Raw genomic sequence first — 24,496 nt, forward strand, 5'->3', positions numbered from 1 at the left:
TCATTTTTATTGATTTTAATAACATTTATTTGATAATTCTTTTGTTTATTTTTGAAAAATGCTAAGAGCTTTAAACATTGAGAAGAATTACGGAGAACTCCAAATACTAAAGAATGTAACTTTAGAGGTTAAAAAAGGAGAAATTGTGAGCATCGTTGGCGCATCTGGAGCCGGTAAAAGTACCTTATTGCATATTATAGGAACCTTAGATAAGCCAGATAAAGGTGAGGTTTTTATTAATGATAGTGATATCACAAAATTAAGTCAGAAAAATTTAAGTGCTTTTAGAAATAAGAACATTGGATTTATTTTTCAGTTTCATCATCTATTGCCAGAATTTACCGCTTTAGAAAATGTTTGCATCCCAGCCTTTATTGCTAAAACATCAAAAGCAGATGCAGAAAAAAGAGCTTTAGAATTGCTTACACTTTTGGGTTTAAAGGATAGAATTCACCATAAACCAGCTGCAATGTCTGGAGGAGAACAGCAACGTGTTGCCGTAGCAAGAGCTTTAATTAACAAACCAGATTTAATTTTAGCCGATGAACCTTCTGGTAATTTAGATTCGCAACATGCAAAAGAGCTACATCAGCTTTTTTTAGATTTGAGAGACCGTTTTAACCATACTTTTATCATTGTAACTCACAACGAGGAACTAGCTGATATGGCCGATCGAAAAATTGTGATGAAAGATGGTTTAATATTTTAATATACAAATTGAAAGTACTTATAACTACCGCAAGTCATTTTGCAAGCTACCAATTAGCTTATTTATTAAAAAACGAAGAAGTTTTATTTGGCGATAATTTTGAAAATTTTCCGCCATCAAATAGTAATGCTATTGCTCATCAGTTGTTGGCTTTTTGCTTAGACCATCAAATAGAACAACTTTATCCATTAAGAAGTTCAGAAATAATACCTCTTTTAGAATCAGAGGTTTTATTTAGCGAGTATGGAATAGAAATTATGCTAACGCCAAATAATTTAAATCATTTCAATGTATTTGATAAAGAAGTTAGCACTTTTGCAGAATTATCATCTGGATTAATTGCTTTAGGCTACCCAAATCAAACAATTGCAATTGCTGATGCAGAAAATTGTGGGGACATGATTTTATTAGATGATGCTGTAAACGATAATTCCTTAATCTGGAATCAGATAAATCGAATCAATTTTAACCAATTAGGGAAATGGTTTAATCAAAGCAGTTTTAAAAAATTGCAATTGCATAAAGTAACTGGTATGCTCCAGCAATTTTATGTGCTCATATATGAAAATAAAATTTTGAGCTATGCAAATATTAGTGCTGAAACTTTGGCTCAACTAAACAATATACAATCGCAAAATAAATTAAAAGGATTGATGCATGTTGTTTCCGTTAATAATCAAATGATTAGAATAAAAAATGCTGCCTTATAGATGATAAATTATAAAGATATTGAAGCCCATAAAACAGCCGTTGTTTTTGAATTTGATAATGTGCTTGTCCCTAAAAAAGATTACGATTTACAGGTTTATTATCTGTTTGCCAATTTTATCGAATACTTAGAAACTTTTCCGCCACCACAAGAAATGTTAGATTTTATAAGTAAAAGATACGAAGTGCATGGTAACTTAAATATGTTTGAAGAAGTTGTTAATGCCTTTGGTATTGATAAAAAGTATAAAGAAAACCTTGATTTACTATTTACAAATGCAAACCTACCACTAAAATTATTGCTTTATAAAGAGGCTTTAGAGCTTTTGCAAGAATTGGTTATTAATAGAAAACAAATATTTATTTTAACTACAGGCAAACCAGAACAACAACTCAATAAAATTAAGCAAACCGAATGGAATGGTTTAGAGCAATATTTGAAACTCTACTTTACAGATGAGTTTTCTCAAACATCAACAACACCAGCACTTGATTATTTGCTTGAAGAAAATAACCTTCAAATTGATAATGTATTAGTTGTTAGCAAACAATAGTTTAAAAGGCTTGTTTTTTCAGTTAGGTTTGGATGAAAAAAATTATAGTTTATGTATGACGGAATAAAAAACCCAAAACTAGCGTTTGACGTAAATAAGTTTAAAAAAAGCTAATGAGACAAACATTCATAAAAATAACCTTAGTAAGTATTTTAATAAGTGCTTTTTTTAGTGCTTGCAAAAAAGACAATATATCTAACAATGATTCTCCAATAGCAACTGGCAGTAGAGATGAGTTAACGAAAGATTCCATGTTTCTGTATGCCAAAGAATTGTACCTCTGGAACACAGATTTACCTACCTATAATGTATTTAACCCTAGAGGAAGATTTAATTCAGGAGATCTAATTACACAATTAAAAGACGAACTTTTTGCCATTACTCGGTTTGGAATTAACCCGTTAAATAGCAGGCCTTATGAATTTAACGAAGAAGACCCAAATGATACTAAATATGCATACATAGAAGATTTAATTACAAGTGGTAAGTTAACTGCTGTACCAAATACTTCAGGTGCTATAAATAATAGCGGCGAAGGAAATGATTTTGGTTTTTCTTTAGCTTTAGTTGGCAGTTTAAATAATTACAGAATATACTTTCAATTTGCTTCACCAGGTTCGCCTTCTGCTTTAAAAGGCTTAGGTAGGGGCGACTATATAGATCAAATTGATGGAAGAACAATTGGCACTAACTTTAATGCTGAGTCTGATTTTATTAATACTGCAATTAATAACAGTACCATAACCATTGAAGGTAAAAAGAAGGATGGTACTTCCTATAGTTACATTTTGAATAAAACAAAATACACCAGCAGCCCCATATACAAGGATACCGTTTTAACCAATGGCTCAAAAAAAATAGGTTATTTGGCTTATGCTAAATTTACAGACGAAAAAAATTCTAAAGCTGCATTAACCAACGTTTTTGCGAAATTTGCTACTGCAAATGTAACTGACTTGGTTATCGACTTAAGGTATAATGGCGGTGGCTTTGTTAGCACAGCAGAAGATTTATTAAATCTTATTGCGCCTTCAAGTTTAAATAGCAAGGTAATGTTTATAGAAACTTACAATGCAGCTTTGCAAGCTGGTAGGGCAAGTATTTTAAAAAACCAACCTATCAGAGATCAAGATGATAAAATTGTTTTTGTTAACGGAAAGGTAGCCAATTATGCAGATAATGTTTCTTATGATCAAGCTTCAAATACTTCTTATTTTTCAAAAGCTGGTGGCTTAAATAACATTAGCAAAGTGGTTTTTATCACTACAGAAAATACAGCTTCTGCAAGTGAATTGGTAATAAATTCATTAAAACCATATTTAGATGTTAAAACTGTTGGTAGTAAATCTTACGGCAAGCCAGTTGGTTTTTTTCCGGTGCGCATAGATAAATATGAACTTTATTTATCTTCATTTTCTACCAGAAACTCTTTAGGGGAAGGGAATTATTTTGCGGGTATTGTACCAAATTATGAAGAAGATGATGATGTTAGAAGAGATTTCGGAAACCCAAATGAACTTTCATTAGCATCAGCAATTAATTATATAGTTAACAACAGATTTGTGAATTCATCAAATTCTAATCTCAGAGTAAATGGTACTAAACAAGTTTCTAAAAGTAATGAGATTACCAAAAACATTTACATGCCAAGCGATTTTAAAGGGATGATTGATGTACCTAAGAATGTGAAATAGAGTTGGAGATTTGGGGTAAGAAAACATTTCTTTGATTTTTGATTTAGCAGACCTATAAGGTTTTTAAAACCTTATAGGTTTTTTCTTTAGAATCAAAGCAGAGGCTTCCCTGCATTGTAAATAATTGTCTGACCTATCAATTCTTTTGACTTTGATATGCAATGTTTAATGGTAATTACCTACCTAAAGTTACAGCTTAGTCCGCTCCATAAATTAGTAATTTTGGCATCTTGGCTTGGGCCATTAAAAATCCCAAAAAGATTGCCGCCTTTGGTAGCAAATTCATTTCCTAAACTAGTTTTTGATACGGTAATCACATAAGCACTCTCCATTTCTTTTCTGGTACTGCCAATGCCTACTCCCGCCATGGTGCTTAATTTTGATATTGGTTTTTGTATTTGGTTAGCTGCCCAACCAGCAAATAACCATTCTGCATTTTTCTCTTGAAAAAGAAGGCTTAAGCCATTGTTAAAACTTGCAAATTTTAAAGGACCAGCACCACATTCGCTATTGATGTTAATATTAGGACTAGAATTTAAGACTTTACTAACCGAGTTTACCACCTGCTCAAAAGGCATCCCCAAGGTAATATCGCTGGTAGAACCATTATTGGCATTAACAATTTTTATCGCATTTTCACTTAATGCCAAAGCATATTCAATTTCTTCTGATTTTACCGTTTTTGTGGAATCTATTTTTGCGGAATCTATTTCTAAACCACTTATACTATCTTTTTCCGTTGCGCTGGTACTTTGTTTTAGGTTAGAATCTACACAAGCATTAAAAGCAATGCCTAAGAGAAAAAGTAGAGATAATTTAACTTTGATCATGAATTTAAGAGGCTTATAATAAATTGATTTTAAAAAATGTTTTTGACTTCGATCTTATTTCTTGTTCAGTAAAGTTTAAGAAATATCTTTTTGGATATTGTACGCAATTAATTGTTAGCAAAGATGAAGCCTTTTTCCTCCAACTGTGGCCTCATATAGTATATCAATTTAAAACAAACTTATAAGGTTTTTGAAACCTTATAGGTTTAATTTTTAGGAAATATCAAATGGCAATAATTAAATACAAATTCACGCTGTTTCTTACCATAACATAAGTTTCTCCCTTTGGAGAGGGTTGTGGGAGGAAAAACATATTTCTAAGCTAAACCAAAAAGGTTTTTGTAATAGAAAAAAGGAGCGTTTAAATCGAAAAAAGCATAATGATACAATCTGAAAACATGCCTTGCAAAAACCTTTTCTAAAATATATCTTTACCCACAAGCTAAATTAATAGATGCCTTTATCTATTTAAAACATGAAAAATTACCTTTTGCAATATTAAATTATTAATGGCTTTTAACGAAGATTCGAGAGTAAAAATACCAGCACTTTTACATTTAGTACGTTTGGGCTATACTTATATCCCACGTAAAGAACAAATTAGAGCAGAAGAAACAAATATTTTTCCTGCCTTATTTAAAAGTGCGTTATTAAACATTAATAAAGGAATTACAGAAGAAGAGGTCGGTCGTTTATTGATTGAACTATCTTTAAAACTAGATTACGACGATTTAAGTAGGGCTTTTTATCAAGAACTCACCAAAACATCGGGGATTAAACTCATAGATTTCGAGAATTTTGAAAACAACACTTTCCATGTTACTACCGAATTAACCTGCAAAAACGGCGACGAAGAATTTAGACCAGATATTACGCTTTTAATTAACGGAATGCCACTGGTATTTATTGAGGTAAAAAAGCCAAACAATACCGAAGGGATTTTAGCAGAACGTAACCGAATGAACAGCCGGTTTCAGAACAAGAAATTTAAGCGTTTTGCTAACATTACCCAGCTGATGGTTTTTTCTAACAATATGAATTACGAAGATGGCGTTATAGAACCTATTCAAGGTGCTTATTATGCCACTTCGGCTTATGCAAATTTGCATTTCAATTATTTTAGAGAAGAAGAAAATTTAAACTTAACCACACTATTAAAACCCGAGAACGAGGATATTGAAAACCTGATATTAAAAGATAATCATGTCAATGCGATTAAATATTCGGGAGAATTTATCACCAATAAAGATTACAACACGCCAACAAATAGAATAAGCACTTCTTTATTTAGCAAAGAGCGTTTAAAATTTATATTAAAGTATGCCATTGCTTATGTAGAAGATAAAGCCGAAGGACTAAGCACTTTGCAAAAGCACATTATGCGCTATCCGCAAATATTTGCTACAAAAGCAGTAGAAAAAGTACTAGATAAAGGCATCAAAAAGGGCATTATTTGGCATACCCAAGGCAGCGGAAAAACAGCTTTGGCCTATTATAACGTCAATTTTTTAACAGATTACTACCAAAAAAGAAATACCATTGCTAAATTTTACTTTATAGTAGATAGGATTGATTTAGCAGACCAAGCCAGCAACGAATTTTTAAAACGCGGACTTACTGTAAACAAAGTAAACTCTCGACAAGAATTTTTAGCCGATATTAAGAAAGTAAGCACCATCCATAACCATACAGGCAAGGCCGAAATCTCCATTGTAAACATTCAAAAATTTACAGAAGAAACCAGCGTACCTAAAGATTTAGCTTACGATGTGAATATCCAAAGGGTATATTTTATTGATGAAGCACACCGCAGTTATAACCCTAAAGGAAGCTTTTTGGTCAACTTGCTAAAATCTGATGAAAACGCAGTCCGTATAGCTTTAACAGGTACGCCGCTTTTAAAAGAAGTAGCTAAAGATTTTGATTCTAAAGTGCTTTTTGGCGATTATATCCACAAGTATTATTACAATATGTCTGTGGCAGATGGTTATACTTTACGCTTAATTAGAGAAGGGATTGATACCAAATACAAAATGCAAATGCAAGATGTATTGGATCAAATAAAAATACAACAAGGCGATATTTCTAAAAGTCAGGTTTTTGCACATCCAAAATTTGTGAAACCCATGTTAGATTATATCCTGAAAGATTTAATCAGTTTTAGAAACAAAGAATCCGATCATTCTTTGGGTGGCTATGGTGGTTTGCGATACATCAGACCAAGCCAAAGAATTGTTTAGCTATTTTGAAGAATTACATGGCCAACAAAACATTACCGAATTTAATTTAGCTGCCGAACCAGAAGAAAAATACGGTAATAAAAAATTAAAAGCCGCTTTAATTCTTCATGACGTAAACGATAGAGATTTCAGAAAAGAAGCTGTAAAAGCTTTTAAAGCAGGTGAGATAGATATGCTGTTTGTTTTTAACATGTTGCTTACAGGTTTTGATGCGCATCGCTTAAAGAAATTGTATTTGGCAAGAGTGGTAAAAGACCATAATTTACTACAAACGCTAACCAGGGTAAATCGCCCTTATAAAAAATACCGCTACGGCTATGTGGTAGATTTTGCCGATATCAGCAAGGCATTTAAAGAAACCAACGATAATTATTTTGCCGAATTGCAAAGCGAATTGGGCGACGAAATGTCTCACTATACCAGTTTGTTTAAATCGCAAGAAGAAATAGCATCAGAAATACAAGAAATTAAAGAAGCTGTATTTAGCTACGATATTAAAAATGCCGAACTTTTTAGACTGCAAATAGAGCAGATAAAAAACAAGAAAGATTTAAACGAATTAATTAAGGTATTGCAAAATGCCAAAGAGTTAAAAAACATCATCAGGCTACAAGGATTTGATGATTTATTAGCGCAAATAGATTTCTTTAAACTGAACCAATTATTAGGTATTACCAAAGCACAATTAGATAAATTAAACCTTATTGATGCCATTAATAACGACGCCGATACCACCAATTTACTCAATAGTGCCTTAGAAGATATTTTCTTTCAGTTTGTAAAAGTATCTGAAGAAGAATTAATTATAGCCGACCAATTGCGTAATCAGCTCAAAAAAACAAGAGAGGCATTACAAGATAATTTCGACCCAAAAGACCCGGCATTCATCAGCCTAAAGCAAGAACTAGAACGCATTTTTAAGAAAAAGAATTTAGACGAAGTAGGGCAGGAAGATATGCGAGAAAACATTTTTTTGTTAAATGCCATATACGATAAAGCAAAAGAACTGAACCGAAAAAACAATTTGTTAAAAGCAAAATATGAGCATGACGAAAAATATGCTCGCGTACATAAACGCATTTTGGCTAGGGCCGATGTAAGCACCAAAGAAATACAATTGTATGATGCTTTGTACAACGTTAAAAATTTAGCCGATGCCCAATTGTTAAATAACCATAATCTGTTAGATAACGAAGCTTATTTTAACCGCAATTTATTAAACCTGGTATCAACCGAGTTTGTGAAAAACCAGAAAATAAAATTAGATTTTAACACCACGCAAGCCATTAACACCTTAATAGCCAGCGAATATTTAAACCAATACCACAACAGACTATAAATGACCGACCTTAATTTTATTACCCAAACCAAAAAACTAATTGACAGCTTAAAAAGTGTTTGCGCCAATTACGGTTTAGGTAACGATGGCAACGAATTTAAAATCATCACCCAAGTTTTTTTGTACAAGTTTATCAACGATAAGTTTGTGTATGAAATAAAAAAAGAAAGCGAGATTTTAAAAAATGCCGAAAATTTTCAGGAAGCATTAGAAGCCATAGGAGAAGAGGAATACCAGTTTTTACTATCCTTTGTAAATGCCGATACGCCACAAATTAAAGCACACCAAACCATTACTTATTTACATAATAGGCAAAATAAGCCCGAATTTGCCAAACTATTTGACGATACGCTAAGAGAAATTAGCATTCAAAATACGGCTATATTCTCGGTAAAATCTAGCTCGGGCGCTAAAAATAAAATGTTTGACGAGTTGAGTAATTTTATATCCGATTCCTCGCAACGCGATAATTTTTGCAAAGCTTTAATCTCCAAACTGTTCGAATTTAGTTTTGAGCACATGTTTAGCGAGAAGTATGATTTCTTTGCCACCATTTTTGAATACCTGATTAAAGACTACAATACCGATAGCGGTGGTAAATATGCCGAATACTATACGCCACATGCCGTTGCCCGTATTATGGCAGCTATATTGGTGACAGATAAAGTGCAAAACGTAAAATGTTATGATCCTAGTGCGGGTTCTGGTACTTTACTCATGAATATTGCCCATGCCATTGGCGAGGAAAATTGCAGCATTTACTGTGAAGATATTTCGCAAAAATCAAGCAATATGTTGCGTTTAAATTTGGTATTGAATAACCTTTCGCATTCTATCCCGCATATTATTAAAGGCAATACCATTGCAGAGCCTTATTACCGAGACAATAAATTTGACTATATTGTATCTAACCCGCCATTTAAATTAGATTTCTCTGATTTTAGCGCCTCCTTAGATACAGATATTAATAAAAGTCGCTTTTTTGCTGGCATTCCCAATGTGCCAAAAACCAAAAAAGAAAGCATGGCCATTTACTTGCTGTTTATACAGCACATTATGCATAGCTTAAGCACAAAAGGTAAAGCCGCCATTGTAGTGCCTACCGGTTTTATTACCGCACAAAGTGGAATAGAAAAAAATATACGCGAAGCCTTAGTAAAACGCAATATGTTACGTGGCGTAGTGAGTATGCCTAGTAATATTTTTGCCAGTACGGGCACCAATGTTTCTATTTTGTTTTTGGATAAACAGAGCGATAGCGAACATATTGTTTTAATGGATGCCAGTAAGCTAGGCGAAACTGTAAAAGATGGTAAAAACCAACGTACGGTTTTAACTTTTGATGAAGAAGCCCGAATTATTAATGTTTTTAATGAAAAGCGAGCTGAAGAAGATTTTAGTGTAGTGGTAACCGCTGCCGAAGTGGAAGCTAAAAATTATTCTTTAAGTGCTGGGCAGTATTTTGAAGTAAAAATTGAATATACAGATATTACAGCTGATGAATTTAAAGCTAAAATGAATGGTTTTGAAAGTAGCTTGGCTGATTTGTTTAAAGAGAGTAATGCTTTGGAATTAAAGATAGAGGAAGCTTTGAAGGGGCTGAGATATGATTAAAATAACTACCACGGAATTAGGTGAGCTTGTAGAATTTCAAAGAGGGTATGACCTCCCGAAAAGTGAATTTAAAACAGGTAACATCCCAGTTATATCATCAAATGGAGTTTTAGGATATCATAATGTTGCAAAAGTAAAATCACCTGGTATTACAATTGGCCGTAGTGGTACTGTGGGTTTACCACATTTGATTAAACAGGATTTTTTTCCTCATAATACGTCTTTATTTATTAAGGATTTTAAAGGAAATAATGTGAAATATATTTTTTACCTCTTAAAATCACTAAAATTAAATGATTATAAAAGTGGCTCTGGTGTGCCAACTATGAATAGAAATCATTTGCATCCTATTAAGGTTCTTTGCTATAAAGATACCCCACCCAAAAACAAATCGCCTCAGTACTTTCTGCATTAGATGATAAAATAGAACTCAATAACTGCATCAACCAAGAATTGGAGGGCATGGCTAAATTGCTTTATGATTATTGGTTTGTTCAATTTGATTTTCCTGATGCCAATGGTAAACCTTATAAAAGTTCTGGTGGTAAAATGGTTTATAATGAGGTTTTGAAAAGGGAGATTCCTGAGGGGTGGGAGGTGAAGAGTTTGGCAAATTTTATTTTAAATGATAAAAGTGGAGATTGGGGTAAAGAGGAAAGCGAAGGAAACTACGTTATAAAGGTAGAATGTATTAGGGGAGCTGATATTAATGGAATAAATGGAAAAGGTGAAGTTAAAGCTCCAACAAGATTTATTCTAGAGAAGAATGAGCATAAAATATTGTTAGAGTTTGATTTAGTGGTTGAGATATCTGGAGGTAGCCCAACTCAATCTACAGGACGATTAGGATTTATTACTAAGGAAGTATTGGAGCGTTTTGATAATCCTTTAATTTGCTCAAACTTTTGTAAAGCTGTTTCATTAAAATCTGAAAATCAATTCTTCTTTTTTGTAAACTCTTGGAATAGAGCGTATGATAATGGAATACTCTTTGGTTTTGAAGGCAAAACAAGCGGGATCAAAAATTTACTTTTTGAAATGTTTGTCAATAATTATATAGTTGCAGTACCTGAAGAAAACTTATTAACGAAGTTCCAGAATATTACATCCCTTTACGAAAAGAAACGACAAGTCAATTTAAAACAAAACCAAAAACTAGCAGAGTTAAGAGATTGGTTATTGCCTATGTTAATGAATGGGCAGGTAAAAGTTGGAGAAGTTGAGGAGGGTTTAAATGTAGCTGCGGAGCCGGAGGTTGGGTATGGGGGAGATATAAATAAATTAATAAAAAATTGATTTCTAAATCTCCCTTTAGTTAATTTTAAATATGACTTTATAATTGTGAAAAAATCACAATTATAATATTACATTTGGATTATGTTTATAGAATTCAATTTTGGGAATTTTCGTTCGTTCAAAGATCCTCAAAAATTCAGCTTAGAAGCTAGTTCCTTAAGAGCAAATGACGGAGGTTTAGAAGAAGAAAATGTTTTTGAAAAAGACAGCTTAAGATTACTGAAATCGAAAGCCATATTCGGTGGAAATGCCAGTGGTAAAAGTAATTTAGCTACAGCAATCTCTGCTTTCACCTACATGGTTAGTCGTTCTGTAGCTAATGAAGGTATTCCTGCTCAAATATGGGACGATAGGTTTCAGTTAGCAGATAATGAATGGGATGAGCAACCCGTCTTTTTTCAGTATTCTTTTTTACACCAAAGCATTGTTTATAGATATGGCTTTCAAATATTTGAGGATAAAGTCTATTTTGAATGGTTATTTTCTGGAAATAGCGAGAAAGATCAAATTGAATATTTTATGCGAACTCCCAATGGGGTAAAAGTAAATGAAGATATTCTATCTCATTCTGATCCTTTTGTTAGCCAAGCCATTGAGGGTAATACTGAACTATATAGGCCCGACTCACTTTTTTTAACCGCTGGAGCATTGAGCGGTAACCTACTTTTTTCGGGATTACGGAATGAAATACGTAAAATTATTTCTGCTGATGGTGCTTATGATGACAACGCAATTAGTGCTGCTATGCGGAAATTAGTGAAAGGTAATGAAAAGGAGAAAGAGGCACTTAAGGAACTTATGATAGCTGCAGACACAGGAGTTGAAGGATTAGAAATAGGCGAATTACCCGATCATTTAGTTGATAAGGAATTGCATAAAGACATGAATAATAATATCTCAGAAGGAAAGAAAGGGAAGGCTGTGAGCTTATTCTCTTTACATTCTAGGTATAATGAAAAAGGAGAATTTATTAATAAAATATCGGTTCCTTTTGGAGAATGGGAATCGCAAGGTACTGCAAAAATATTTTCACTAGGCTCTTTGATTTTAGATGCATTGGCAACTGGGCGTATAATGTTAGTAGATGAATTTGATGCTAGATTACATCCTAATCTTACGTTAAAAATTGTGCAAATTTTCAATAGTGAATTAACAAATCCACTTCATGCTCAATTGATTTTTGTTACACATGATGCAAGTTTACTTAGAAGAGCAAAACTAAGAAGAGACCAGATTTGCATGGTAGATAAGAATAGGTTTGGTATAAGCTCAACTACTAGTCTTATTGAATTTAAAGGAGTGCGTAAAGATGCCTCTTATGATAAAGAATATTTACAAGGTAGTTATTCTGCGGTTCCATTTCTAGATAAAATGGATTGGGTAGTTAAAGAAAATCAGCTAAACTATGGCGATTAGTCAAAGTAAGGAAGCTAGATATGAAGCCTATCTAAGGAGTATTGCTTTTGTAAATAATACTGCTTACGTTGAGGAAAAAATTGAACAGAAAAAGAAATTTTTAATTATTTGTGAAGGGAAAAATACAGAGCCTTGTTACTTTGAGGGTTTTCCAGTACCCTCAAAGTCTGTTATAATAGAGCGAGGGTGTAATACCAAAAATAAATTGGTTGATTTTGCAATAAAAAAGAGCCAAGAAGAAGAAAATAAAGATAGAGAGGTTTGGTGTGTGTTTGATTATGACATAAAACCTGATGAAGCAGCCACACAACCTCAAGATTTTAACAGCTCTATAGATAAAGCAGAGCAAAATGGGTTAAAAGTAGCATGGTCTAATGATGCTTTTGAATTATGGTTTGTTTTACACTACCAAGAACTTGAGAGTAATATAACAAGAGAAGAACTTTATGATATTCTAAAAGTTAAATGGCAATTGGTAAGCTTTCATAATACTGCAAAAACTATTGAATATTGTAAAGGTCATTATGATAGGCATAATGATTTTAATGGCGCATCTCAAGAATTAGCAATAAGGAGGGCGAAAAAATTACATAAGCAATTCGGAGTTGATAAAAACTATGCTAAGCATTGCCCTTGTACTACAGTTTATCAGCTTGTAGAAGAATTGAATAGAAATAAAAAGAAATAGAGTTTAATGTATCGAAATCATACATTATTTCATTTTAATTTATTTGCCTTATTAAATTATTTTCTAATTATGTTAGGTCCAATATTCAACTTACGGCAATCAGCTTGATTTTTTAATCACCGCAGAAGGCAGCGAGATGGTGGTTGATGCCAAATATAAAGTGAGCTATCAGGCTAGTCAAATTCATCAAGATATTAGACAAGTTTCTGGTTATGCTAGATTAAAAAAGGTTTATGAAGAGTTAAAGTCCACAAAAACTAAAACGGATATTATAGATTGTTTGATTATTTATCCAAGTGCTGGCGATATTAAAGTACAACCTGAGTTTAATTTTGAGGATGAATTAAAAGCTAAAAAGGAAATTAAAGCTTATAATAGGGTTTTTAAAATAGGTATTCCGATGCCTTACATCCAAAATCAATCATCTTAAACTTTAGTCGAAATCAACAAATAAAGTAAATAACCTTATCTAGCTGATGGATTTCAAATATGAAACAAGAAAATAAACTTAATGACCTCGGAAAACTTCTAGCCAAAGACAATATAGGTAGTATTTACAGGGAAAAGGGTTCACCATACCATTATTTAATAGAAGAAACAAATGAATGTAGAGATTATGTGTGTGACTATAATACTTTATATATCCAAACACCAAGCCTAGTAGATACCAAGTGTATTTTTACAGAATTAAGAAATAATAATATTTTATTTACTTATGGTCCAAATAGAGTTCCATTTTGTCAGACTAATGATATACTGGACGTAAGAAACATTATAATAAACGACAAAAAATTTATTCACTGTATTGATTTATCTGATGGAGTAACACAAATGTTTGCTAATGAAGTAGGTGCTTTTTTCACTCCTTCAATGATTACATTCTTAAGAAAAATAGATAAACCGTTCGTTTACTTGATGTCAATGCAAGAATTAAGAAATGATATGTCTGATAAACCAGTTGAATTTATGTCACCACGAGGATATAGGTATTTAATAGAAGCATCAAAATTAAGAAAAGATAAAAAAGAAGGCTACAATGAAAAAGAATTACTTCTTTTAAAGAATTGTGAAATAGAACTAAGTTTTGAAAATAAAAGAAGAGAGATTTGTGATTGGGCGCCAAGCAGATTATCTGCGATTTACTTAATGGACGACACTTTAGCTTCTTCAGAAAATATAGCATCAATGTTCTCTGAAAAACGATTAAAACCTAAAGTTATATTGGTCAATATTGCTGGCTTAGCAAGAATAATTAAGGTTGATTATAGATGGGTTGAAGCTTATTTTGAAGAGCCAAAAGTAGAATATATAGAGAATTATTGGCACTCCCTACCATTTCAAGACAACAGTACAACTTGGGAATATCTGCATGAAGGAGGTTTATTCGTTTTAGATGAAGAATATGAACCTTATAAATCCTGAATTTTGAGGTAAACATATTTACAAATACCCAAACTAATGGAAAATAACCTCAAACAAATTAAAGCTACTATAAAAACAGGTACAGAATGCATTAGTAACGATGGTGTTTCTACTGTGTATAGTTTATTAGATTTTTGGCGTTGGAGCGTTTCAGATTTTTTATAATGCCGCCAGAGGTATATTTGCGGAATTTATTGTCGCTACTACAATAGTAAAGCAACATAATAATTACTATTTTTGAATATGGGTATTCAGCAACTTAAAATAAAAGAGATACAAAACATTTGCAAAAGTAATCATGTGAAATCCTTATTTGCTTTCGGCTCTGTTTTACGTAAAGATTTTAATGAGCAGTCTGATATTGATTTGGTTGTTGATTTTGATGAAACAGACCCATTTAAGTATGCAGATTTATACTCTAGCTTAAAAAAAAGTTTAGAAAATCTTTTAAAAAGACAGATTGACCTGATAGAAGAACGTGGTGTAAAAAATCGTTTTTTTAGACAAGAATTAGATGCAACAAAAGTTAAAATCTATGGACATTAAGATTAAAGCTTGGTTAGCTGATATTGAACAATGCATTGATGAAATATTTGATTTTTTAGGAGATAAAAGAGATTTTATATCTTATAAAAATGACTTAAAAACTAAGAAAGCTGTAGAAAGAAATTTAGAGATTATAGGTGAAGCTGTTGGAAGAATTTTGAAACAGCAACCAAATTTTGAATTACTAAATGCTAAAAGTATTATTGGCACCCGAAACAGAATTATTCATTTTATGATAATATTTCTGATGAAATTATTTGGGCAATTGTATCAAGAGATCTTATAAAATTGAGAGCAGAGGTAGATAGCTATTTACAAAACTGCTAGCACTATTTGTTATCCTATTTTATCTTGGCTAACAATTGGCTAATTAAAAGCAATATTTTTCTCTCTTGTTTTATGCTTAGGACGTACAAATTACCACATTTACCAGAAACCTATAAGGTTTTTGAAACCTTATAGGTTTAATTTGCAAAATTAGACTACACAAAACACATTGCTAAACCCTTGTATTACGGTGAAACGCTTTCCGCGTTAACGATTGAAACGGCATCCTTTATGCCCTTTTTCGGGCATGAAGATAAAGTGTAAAGCGTGTTTAAACGCCCAAATCAATTTCTATGCTTTAACTTTACAAACCCCAATCCTAAAGTAAAATTCTCAATATAATAGGTCTAATATTTTAATGCCCATTTTTAATTGGCTATTTTGCATTAACCAGTAAATTTAAAATATCATGAGAGAAGTATATATAGTTGCAGCTTTAAGAACACCTATTGGTAGTTTTGGAGGAAGTTTAGCATCATTTACCGCAACACAATTAGGCGGTTTTGTTATCAAAGCATTGCTAGACAAAACAGGAATCAATCCTCAAGAAATTGAAGAAGTGCTAATGGGAAATGTGTTATCAGCAAATTTAGGGCAGGCACCGGCCACTCAAGCTGCAAAATTTGCAGGTTTACCAAATGTGCCTAATACCACAATAAATAAAGTGTGTGCTTCTGGTATGAAAGCCGTAATGTTAGCAGCACAAAGTATAGCCATTGGTGATAAAGATGTAGTGGTAGCAGGAGGGATGGAAAGCATGAGCAATGTGCCCTATTATTTAAGCAAAGCCCGTACTGGTTACAAATTAGGAAATGGGGAATTAACAGACGGCTTAGTTAAAGATGGTTTGTGGGATGTTTATAACGATTATCACATGGGGTCAGCGGCTGAGTTATGCGCTGCAGAATGCAATATTAGCAGAGAAGATCAAGATAATTTTGCGATAACATCTTACAAAAGAGCACAAGCTGCCATTGCAGAGGGAAAGTTTAAAGAAGAAATTATTGATATAGAAATAAAAGACCGTAAAGGAAATGTTTCTCTAATTAACACAGATGAAGAACCTGCAAATGTGATTTTTGATAAAATAGCTGGTTTAAGACCTGTATTTAAAAAAGACGGAACGGTTACCGCAGCAAATGCATCATCTTTAAATGATGGTGCAGCTGCACTTTTATTAATGAGTAAAGAAAAAGCAGAGGCTTTGGGTTTAAAACCATTGGCTAAAATTATTGCTTACGCTGATGCTCAACAAGAGCCTGAATGGTTTACTACGGCTCCGTCAAAAGCAATTCCATTAGCTTTAAAAAAAGCTGATTTAACTATTGCAGATATTGATTTATTTGAAATTAACGAAGCATTTTCTGTGGTTTCTATAGCCAACAATAAAGAAATGCAATTAAACCCCGATAATGTAAATGTTAACGGTGGTGCAGTTTCTATTGGTCATCCTTTAGGTGCATCGGGTGCTCGTATAATTGTTACTTTAATTAATACTTTACAACAAAATAATGGTAAATTAGGCGTTGCAGGTATTTGCAATGGCGGTGGTGGAGCCAGTGCAATTGTAATAGAAAACATGCGTTAATGCTTTACATGAGAAAAATTATAATTATTTTATCGGTAATTTTATTAAAAACAAGCTTTTTACTTGGTCAAAGTAAATTGGCAATTTATGAAGATTCGCTAAAAAATTTAGGTTTAATTATCACAACAGATACCTTAGAAATAAACAGAACGCAAGCAAATTACGATTTCATAAAAACTTTAGTAGCCGCTTTAAAGGAAAAAAACTCTTATTACTATCCTTTTAATCAATTACATGATTTTATATCCATTAAAAAATCTGATGATAATAAATTGAAAGTTTTTTCGTGGTTTACGCAAGCAAATGACGGAGATTACCGATATTTTGGTGCAATACAAGTAAATAATCCTAATAAGTTAGAATTATATCCATTGTTAGACAATAGCCAAAGTTTAAAAAACCTAATTAACTTAAACGATACCACTTTACAAACCAACAAATGGTTGGGGGCGGTTTATTACCAAATTGTGCCAGTTACGGGTATTAGAGAGCCTTATTATTTATTGTTAGGTTGGAAAGGTAAATCGGCTTTAGCCAATAGTAAAGTAATTGAAACCTTAAAATTTGTAAATGATAAACCTGTTTTTGGTACACAAGTTTTAGAAAGTGGTGCGAAAACAAATACTTTCAATAGTAGGCATATTTTTGATTATACAAAAAGCGCATCTATGATGTTGCGTTACGTAAAAAGTGAAAATCTAATTGTATTTGACCATTTAGTTGCACCGTCTAAAAAAGCTGAAGGAATATCAGATTTATATGCACCAGATTTATCTTATGATGGTTTTAAATTGAAACAAGGTAAATGGATTTTTCAGGAAAACATGAAATTGAAAAACCTACCAGATGAAGCTGATGAGTTTTTTATTGATCCCGCTCTTGATGCTCAAAATACAAATTCAGTAATTAAAGAATAACTTCTATAATTTGTAATAATTCCATAACAAATGTATTAATATCAATAGTGGTTGTTTCTAAACAAGAAAAAATTTTTATAATTGATATTTAACATTATTTTTAAAAACAATCATTAATTTCTAACAACAATATATGAACAATCAAAAAGAACTTTTTGGACATCCGGTAGGTTTGTACATCCTATTTTTTACAGAATTATGGGAGAGATTTAGCTACTACGGTATGCGGGCTTTGTTGGTTTTGTTTCTTGTTGCCTCCACTACTGATGTAAATCCTGGATTTGGATGGACAAAGATAGAAGCACTTAGTTTATATGGTATTTATACTGCTTTAGTTTATATAGCATCTATACCAGGTGGTATTTTGGCAGATAAGTTACTTGGTCAAAAGAAAACTGTGATGTTAGGCGGTTGGTTATTAGTAGCTGGACATGGTATTTTAGCAATACAAGCCGAATGGGCTTTTTATACAGGTATTGCGTTAATTGTTGCTGGTGTTGGTTGTTTAAAACCTAATATTTCTACAATGGTGGGTGGTTTGTATGCTCAAGGTGATGACAGACGTGATAAAGGTTTTACTATTTTTTACATTGGTATAAACGTTGGTGCTTTATTGGCGGGTGTAATTGTGGGTTCTGTAGGTATTAATTACGGTTGGCATTATGGTTTTGGCTTAGCAGGAATAGGAATGGCAATTGGGCAGGTGGTTTTTTTATATGGACAAAAATATTTAGTAGGAGTTGGTGAAGCTACCAAAGCATTGCCAGAAGCAGAAAGATTGGCAGTAAATAAGCCATTAACTAAAGTAGAAAAAGACAGAATGATTGTGATGTTTTTATCTTTCATTATGATTATTGTTTTTTGGGGTGCTTTTGAACAAGCTGGTGGGTTAATGAATCTTTACGCTAGTGAAAAAACAAACAGAATGCTTTCATTCGTTAATTTTGAAGTTCCTGCACCTTGGTTTCAATCAGTAAATTCATTTTTCATCATTACTTTAGGTTCTGCTGTTGCTGCATTTTGGTTTAACAGGAAAAGAAGTGGTAAAGAATCGTCATCAATTTTTAAAATGGCAATTGGTATTGTAATTATGGGCTGGGGTTTTTTATTTATGACGGCAGCTTCTATGCAATATCAAGAAAATGGTTCTTCTGCTATGTATTGGTTGGTTTTAGCTTATTTATTTCATACCATTGGCGAACTTTGTGCTTCTCCAGTAGCTTTGTCTTATGTAACCAAATTAGCTCCTCTAAAATATGCATCATTAATGATGGGCGCTTATTTTGCAGCTACCGGAATGGGTAATTACATAGCGGGTTGGGTTGGAGAATATTCTCAAACAGCAGGTGAGATGGAGATATTTGTAGGAATAGCCATTTTTTGTACCATTTTTGGTGCTTTGGTATTGTTGCTTTTAAAACCGCTTAAAAGGTTGGCACACGGAGCCGAAGATTTTAAAACCGCGGCTCATTAGAGATTCTTATTCTATTTGATATTTCCATCATCATTGGATGTGAAAATAAAAATACGCCTCAAAGTTTTATTTGAGGCGTATTTGTTTAAATGTTTTTGAGGATCACAAAAAACAAACCATATTAGTGTATATCAAAATCCACTATTAATATTACCTTTACTTTATAAAAAACACAATAGAAAGTGCCCGATAGCTTAATCATCATCCCTACTTACAACGAGAAAGAAAATATTGAAAAGATTATTCATAAGGTTTTTTCTTTAGCACATGGTTTTCATATATTAGTTATTGATGATGGTTCTCCAGACGGAACTGCCCAAATTGTTAAAAATCTACAAGGCGAATATAACGGACATCTTTTTATTGAAGAGCGTAAAGGAAAACTGGGTTTAGGTACAGCTTATATTCATGGTTTTAAATGGGCTTTAGCACATCAATACAATTATATTTTCGAAATGGATGCCGATTTTTCGCACAATCCAGAAGATTTAATTAAACTTAAAAATGCTTGTGAAAACGGTGCTGATTTAGCAATAGGTTCTAGGTATATTAAGGGTGTAAATGTAGTAAATTGGCCTATGGGCAGAGTGTTGATGTCTTACTTTGCATCTGTTTATGTACGTTTTATTACCGGGATAAATATACAAGATGCCACAGCAGGTTTTAAATGCTACCGAGCGGTAGTTTTAGACACCATCAGTTTCGAGAAAATTAAATTTGTTGGCTATGCTTTTCAAATTGAAATGAAATTTACAGCCATTAAACATGGTTTCAATGTACTAGAAGTACCCATTATTTTTACGGATAGAACAGAGGGAACTTCTAAAATGAGCACTAAAATTTTTAGAGAAGCGTTTTTAGGTGTGATAGAATTAAAAATAAGAAGCTGGTTTAGAAATTATCAAAAACCATCAAAAAAAAATCAATCGATTAATTATTAGGAAAAACTTCAATGCAAAAAATGATGATTAGACTAAAATATTTTTTCACTGTTGTCATTTTTCTCTTTTCATGTACTAACGCAGAATCTCAGCGGAAGCAAGCAAGTACTAATTACATAAAACAGCCAAAAATTAATGGAGTAAACTTTGTTGCGCCACCAAGGGAAATTGACAACCAATGGACCAATGATTTAAAAAACATCAATGTTGGTTGGACTTCACTAATTCCTTATGCTTACAGTCGGCCAAATTTACCTCAAGTTAATTATTCTGCCGAAAGGCAACATTGGGGCGAATCTGTTGAAGGTTTAAGAACCAATGTAAAACAAGCGCATGAGGCAGGTTTAAAAGTGATGATTAAACCTCAAGTTTGGATGCAAAGAGGGGGTTGGATTGGCGATTTTGACTTAAATACCGAAGAGGAGTGGAAAATTTGGGAAGCAGATTATGAAAAGTACATCATGTATTTTGCAAAGCTTGCTGCAGAAGAAAATGTGGAGATGATTTGTATAGGCACAGAATACAGGAACGCTGTTAAAAAACGACCAGCTTTTTGGCTTAAATTAACCAAAGATATTAGAGCTATATATTCTGGAAAGCTTACCTATTGTGCAAATTGGGACGATTATGAAGATGTTTCTTTCTGGAAAGCATTAGATTTTGTAGGTGTTAGCGCATATTTTCCACTTTCGGAAGCACAAAAACCAAGCGTTAAAGAGTTAGAAAAAGCTTGGATACCAATTAAAGAAAAACTACAGAAGTTTAGCCAAAAAGAAGAAAAACCAATATTATTTACAGAGTACGGTTACCGTAGCATGGATCAGCCAGCATGGCGATCTTGGGAATTAGAATATCAAGAAAGACCTATAAATAACGAAGCGCAAGCCATCGCTTATGAAGCTTTATACAAAACATTTTGGAAAGAAAAATGGTTTGCCGGAGGTTTTGCATGGAAATGGTATAGTTCTTTTAGGCGCATGGACCCCAATAATAACCACGATTGGACACCGCAAAACAAAAAAGCGCAAGAAGTGATGGCTGAATTTTATAGCAGTCACCTTTAAGATTGAGGGTTAAATTTGTTTGTGTAGCTTTCAAGTTAAACGATGAAATGACGGTTATTAATCTGTAATTTTTTAATATATTTTTAATTATAAATTGATAATTTTTTCTTTTATAATTTTTTAAACATCTACCCTAATTTTTATTTGTGAATAACATTTATTATAAAGCAAAACAAGTTTGGAATAGTTTAACACCTATACCTTCTAAAACTTCAATTGCTAGTGAAATAGATCCCCAAAAAAAGTTTATCAACTTTTTTCAGCCTGGGCCAACCTATTATTTTATATTTAATTTGAGTGTTGGGGAATTCGATTTTATTAGTAAAGAGATTTTCGAAATATTAGGTTATCAACCTAACGAAATAAATGCTTATGATTTTGTAAACAAAATACATCCAGAAGATCAACCTTTTTTTGCTGCTTTTGAGCACAAAATTCATTCATTTTACCATAGCTTAAGTGCCGAAAAACTTACGAAATATAAGTTTCAATATACTTTTAGGGTTTTAGATAATTTTGGTAATTACAAAAACATATTACATCAAACCTTTACTTTAGAATATAATATTGAGAATAATTTTACTAAATCTTTAGGATTTCATAGTGATATTAGTCACTTAAATTTAAAAGGAGAACCATTACTTTCTTTTATTGGAATGGACGGTGAGCCATCTTATTATAATGTACCTTTAGATCAAAACACTTTTATTCCAGTTAAAGAGGTTTTTACTGTTAGAGAGAAAGAGATTATGAAGTTAGTAGCAGAAGGAAATAGAAGTGCTAAAATTGCTCATCTACTAAATATATCTGTACATACAGTTAATACCCACAGAAAAAATATTTTAAAAAAGACGGATAGTAGCAATTGGTTTGAAGCTTCTTCTAAAGCCATTAAAAATGGCTGGATTTAAGCTTTAAAAAAGAGTTTTATTACATCTAAATTACGTTAAAATTAGGTGTAAACCCTAAATTAAAATCATATTAAATTAATATTATAAAACATGAAAAAAGAACTATTAATAGTCTTTTTATTGGCTAGTGCAAGTTCATTTGCACAAAATAGCCTTACACCAGAAACGCTATGGCAACTGGGTAAGGTTAGTGGTGAAACATTAAGTCCAAATAAAAAGGAAGTCATTTTCGGGATATCTAAAACAGATTTAAAAGCCAATAAATCTGAAAGAAATTTATATTCTATTCCTTTAAATGGCGGTGCACCTAAACAAATTACAAATGGTATTGGAAGTGAAAGCGTTGTAAAAACTGATTACAAAACTGGGAAAATAACTTACAGCTACAAGGGTCAGTTATGGGAAATGAATACTGATGGTACATCTGCTAAGCAAATTACTAATTACAAAGAAGGCTTAGAAAATGTAAGAATATCGCCAAACGGCAAACATATATTATTTACCAAAGAGGTAGCCATGGTTAAAAATGTTGCTAATGAAAAGTACACAGATTTACCTAAAGCTAATGCATATATCTATACAGATTTAAATAATAGACATTGGGACACCTGGGAAGATGGAAAATTTTCTCATGTTTTTTATGCTCCTTACAATAATGGTGTAATTGGCGATGAAACTGACATTATGAAAGATGAACCTTATGATTGTCCGCAAAAACCTTTTGGAGGTTTGGAAGATATTATTTGGGCGCCAGATAGTAAAGCAATTTTATACGTTACTAAAAAGAAATATGGTAAAGATTATGCCCAAAGTACCAATACAGATATTTATAAGTATGAATTAGAAAATCAACATACTGTTAATTTAACCTCTAGCATGTTAGGTTATGATACGCAACCTGCTTTTAATAATGAAGGTTCAAGACTAGCTTGGACCAGCATGGCAGAGGATGGCTATGAGTCTGATAAAAATGACATCGTGGTTTTTGATTATAATCTAAACCAATGTTACAATTTAACTAAAAATTGGGATGAAACTGTGAGTAGTTTTGTTTGGAGTGCAGATAATACTAAAATTTATTTTTTAGCTTATAAAAGTGGAACAGAGCAATTGTTTGAAATTTATTTAGAAAAAGATTTATCAAAAAATACAGAAAAAAACATCCGTATGGTTACCAACGGAAGATGGGACATTAATGGAATGATAGGGCAAAGCGGAAATACCATGGTGGTCTCACGTACAGATATGAATCATGCCGCAGAGCTTTTTACAGTCAATCTAAATTCAGGTGATTTAACTCCGCTAACTCATGTAAATAAGAAAGTTTATGATGGTTTGGCTATGAGTGAAATTGAAGCTAAAACTATTAAAACTACTGATGGAAAAGATATGCTCACATGGGTTATTTATCCTCCAGGATTTGACCCAACCAAAAAATATCCAACGCTATTATATTGCCAAGGTGGTCCACAATCTGCATTGTCTCAGTTCTACTCTGTAAGATGGAACTTTCAATTGATGGCAGCACAAGGCTATATTGTTGTTGCACCAAATAGGAGAGGGATGCCAGGAAACGGTGTAGCTTGGAATAAAGAAATTAGTGGAGATTGGGGCGGACAAGCAATGAAAGATTATTTAGCTGCAATAGATGAAATTTCTAAAGAACCTTATGTAGATAAAAGTCGTTTAGGTTGCGTTGGTGCAAGTTATGGTGGTTATTCTGCTTTTATGTTGGCTGGCATTCATCAAAATAGGTTTAAAACTTTTATTGCACATGATGGACTTTTTGATTTGAGAAGTTGGTATGGCACTACCGAAGAACTGTTTTTTGCTAACAAAGATATTGGAGGCCCTTATTGGACAAAAGATGCTTCAAAATCTTACAAAGATTTTAACCCAGTAGAATTTGTGAATAACTGGAACACACCAATTATGATTATCCAAGGTGGGGTTGACTATAGAGTGCCGATTGAACAAGGTTTAGCCGCTTTTCAAACAGCACAGTTAAAAGGAATTAAAAGTAAACTGCTATACCTGCCAGAAGAAAACCATTGGGTACTATCTGCACAAAATGGAATTGTTTGGCAACGTGAATTTTTTGAATGGTTAAAAGAAACGCTTTAAAAGGTAAATTAATTTATACATATTTAAGGGCTGAGAATATTCTTGGCCCTTTTTATTTATAATTTGTATCCATTATATGGATAAATATATTTAA

Annotated in this window: 24 protein-coding genes; 23 read left to right on the forward strand and 1 reads right to left on the reverse strand. The window is 32.5% G+C overall.

Annotated features, from left to right (window positions below; genetic code table 11):
• The first annotated feature begins 58 nt into the window (after positions 1 to 58).
• The 4 genes from ACFSSE_RS13260 (at position 59) to ACFSSE_RS13275 (ending at position 3,665) form a co-directional block, all read left to right on the forward strand.
• Positions 59 to 709 (forward strand): ABC transporter ATP-binding protein, encoded by a 651-nt coding sequence (locus tag ACFSSE_RS13260; protein WP_379040394.1) that lies wholly within the window; start codon positions 59 to 61, stop codon positions 707 to 709.
• An 8-nt stretch (positions 710 to 717) separates the two neighbouring features.
• A complete protein-coding gene (locus tag ACFSSE_RS13265) occupies positions 718 to 1,419 on the forward strand; it encodes a hypothetical protein (protein ID WP_379040393.1) in 702 nt (233 codons plus the stop codon).
• Positions 1,420 to 1,971, forward strand: a complete 552-nt coding sequence (locus ACFSSE_RS13270) for a hypothetical protein (protein WP_379040391.1) — start codon at positions 1,420 to 1,422, stop codon at positions 1,969 to 1,971.
• Between the two features lie 113 nt (positions 1,972 to 2,084).
• Positions 2,085 to 3,665, forward strand: coding sequence for a S41 family peptidase (locus ACFSSE_RS13275; RefSeq protein WP_379040390.1), 1,581 nt, complete (start codon positions 2,085 to 2,087; stop codon positions 3,663 to 3,665).
• A gap of 179 nt (positions 3,666 to 3,844) precedes the next feature.
• On the opposite strand, the gene ACFSSE_RS13280 is transcribed toward ACFSSE_RS13275, so the two are convergent.
• Positions 3,845 to 4,495: a hypothetical protein gene (locus tag ACFSSE_RS13280; protein ID WP_379040389.1), complete on the reverse strand. Its 651-nt coding sequence runs from the start codon at positions 4,493 to 4,495 to the stop codon at positions 3,845 to 3,847.
• 509 nt (positions 4,496 to 5,004) lie between these two features.
• On the opposite strand from ACFSSE_RS13280, the gene ACFSSE_RS13285 reads away from it, so the two are divergent.
• The 19 genes from ACFSSE_RS13285 to ACFSSE_RS13375 all read left to right on the forward strand — a co-directional run bounded on the left by ACFSSE_RS13285 (position 5,005) and on the right by ACFSSE_RS13375 (position 24,402).
• Positions 5,005 to 6,735 carry a type I restriction endonuclease gene (locus ACFSSE_RS13285; protein WP_379040388.1) on the forward strand — a complete coding sequence of 577 codons (1,731 nt, stop codon included), beginning with the start codon at positions 5,005 to 5,007 and terminating at the stop codon, positions 6,733 to 6,735.
• The gene (locus ACFSSE_RS13290; protein ID WP_379040387.1) at positions 6,692 to 8,074 is read left to right on the forward strand and encodes a type I restriction enzyme subunit R domain-containing protein; all 1,383 of its coding nucleotides are present in this window, start codon (positions 6,692 to 6,694) and stop codon (positions 8,072 to 8,074) included. Before ACFSSE_RS13285 ends, ACFSSE_RS13290 begins: the two co-directional genes overlap by 44 nt.
• Entirely contained in the window at positions 8,075 to 9,688 is a 1,614-nt protein-coding gene (locus ACFSSE_RS13295; protein ID WP_379040386.1) for an HsdM family class I SAM-dependent methyltransferase, read from the forward strand.
• Positions 9,681 to 10,103, forward strand: coding sequence for a restriction endonuclease subunit S (locus ACFSSE_RS13300; protein WP_379040385.1), 423 nt, complete (start codon positions 9,681 to 9,683; stop codon positions 10,101 to 10,103). Before ACFSSE_RS13295 ends, ACFSSE_RS13300 begins: the two co-directional genes overlap by 8 nt.
• A 47-nt stretch (positions 10,104 to 10,150) precedes the next feature.
• Entirely contained in the window at positions 10,151 to 10,984 is an 834-nt protein-coding gene (locus ACFSSE_RS13305; RefSeq protein ID WP_379040383.1) for a hypothetical protein, read from the forward strand.
• Between the two features lie 81 nt (positions 10,985 to 11,065).
• Positions 11,066 to 12,400 (forward strand): AAA family ATPase, encoded by a 1,335-nt coding sequence (locus ACFSSE_RS13310; protein WP_379040381.1) that lies wholly within the window; start codon positions 11,066 to 11,068, stop codon positions 12,398 to 12,400.
• Positions 12,390 to 13,088 (forward strand): RloB family protein, encoded by a 699-nt coding sequence (locus ACFSSE_RS13315; protein WP_379040380.1) that lies wholly within the window; start codon positions 12,390 to 12,392, stop codon positions 13,086 to 13,088. The genes ACFSSE_RS13310 and ACFSSE_RS13315 overlap by 11 nt, the downstream gene beginning before the upstream one ends.
• A gap of 136 nt (positions 13,089 to 13,224) precedes the next feature.
• Positions 13,225 to 13,518 (forward strand): hypothetical protein, encoded by a 294-nt coding sequence (locus ACFSSE_RS13320; protein ID WP_379040379.1) that lies wholly within the window; start codon positions 13,225 to 13,227, stop codon positions 13,516 to 13,518.
• Positions 13,519 to 13,577: 59 nt separating this feature from the next.
• Positions 13,578 to 14,510 (forward strand): hypothetical protein, encoded by a 933-nt coding sequence (locus tag ACFSSE_RS13325; RefSeq protein ID WP_379040377.1) that lies wholly within the window; start codon positions 13,578 to 13,580, stop codon positions 14,508 to 14,510.
• 36 nt (positions 14,511 to 14,546) lie between these two features.
• Positions 14,547 to 14,675, forward strand: coding sequence for a hypothetical protein (locus tag ACFSSE_RS13330; RefSeq protein ID WP_379040376.1), 129 nt, complete (start codon positions 14,547 to 14,549; stop codon positions 14,673 to 14,675).
• Positions 14,676 to 14,753: 78 nt separating this feature from the next.
• Positions 14,754 to 15,056 (forward strand): nucleotidyltransferase family protein, encoded by a 303-nt coding sequence (locus ACFSSE_RS13335; protein ID WP_379040374.1) that lies wholly within the window; start codon positions 14,754 to 14,756, stop codon positions 15,054 to 15,056.
• Positions 15,046 to 15,342 (forward strand): HepT-like ribonuclease domain-containing protein, encoded by a 297-nt coding sequence (locus ACFSSE_RS13340; RefSeq protein WP_379040373.1) that lies wholly within the window; start codon positions 15,046 to 15,048, stop codon positions 15,340 to 15,342. Before ACFSSE_RS13335 ends, ACFSSE_RS13340 begins: the two co-directional genes overlap by 11 nt.
• A 450-nt stretch (positions 15,343 to 15,792) precedes the next feature.
• Positions 15,793 to 16,971: an acetyl-CoA C-acyltransferase gene (locus tag ACFSSE_RS13345; protein WP_379040371.1), complete on the forward strand. Its 1,179-nt coding sequence runs from the start codon at positions 15,793 to 15,795 to the stop codon at positions 16,969 to 16,971.
• An 8-nt stretch (positions 16,972 to 16,979) separates the two neighbouring features.
• A complete protein-coding gene (locus ACFSSE_RS13350; protein ID WP_379040370.1) occupies positions 16,980 to 17,888 on the forward strand; it encodes a hypothetical protein in 909 nt (302 codons plus the stop codon).
• 133 nt (positions 17,889 to 18,021) lie between these two features.
• A complete protein-coding gene (locus ACFSSE_RS13355; protein ID WP_379040369.1) occupies positions 18,022 to 19,362 on the forward strand; it encodes a peptide MFS transporter in 1,341 nt (446 codons plus the stop codon).
• A 182-nt stretch (positions 19,363 to 19,544) separates the two neighbouring features.
• A complete protein-coding gene (locus ACFSSE_RS13360; RefSeq protein WP_379040368.1) occupies positions 19,545 to 20,303 on the forward strand; it encodes a polyprenol monophosphomannose synthase in 759 nt (252 codons plus the stop codon).
• Positions 20,304 to 20,323: 20 nt separating this feature from the next.
• Positions 20,324 to 21,367 carry a glycoside hydrolase family 113 gene (locus ACFSSE_RS13365; protein WP_379040367.1) on the forward strand — a complete coding sequence of 348 codons (1,044 nt, stop codon included), beginning with the start codon at positions 20,324 to 20,326 and terminating at the stop codon, positions 21,365 to 21,367.
• A 146-nt stretch (positions 21,368 to 21,513) separates the two neighbouring features.
• A complete protein-coding gene (locus ACFSSE_RS13370; RefSeq protein WP_379040366.1) occupies positions 21,514 to 22,278 on the forward strand; it encodes a LuxR C-terminal-related transcriptional regulator in 765 nt (254 codons plus the stop codon).
• 90 nt (positions 22,279 to 22,368) lie between these two features.
• Entirely contained in the window at positions 22,369 to 24,402 is a 2,034-nt protein-coding gene (locus ACFSSE_RS13375) for a S9 family peptidase (protein ID WP_379040365.1), read from the forward strand.
• Positions 24,403 to 24,496: the final 94 nt, after the last annotated feature.

The sequence above is a fragment of the Pedobacter alpinus genome, assembly GCF_042684645.1.
Lineage (GTDB): Bacteria > Bacteroidota > Bacteroidia > Sphingobacteriales > Sphingobacteriaceae > Pseudopedobacter > Pseudopedobacter alpinus.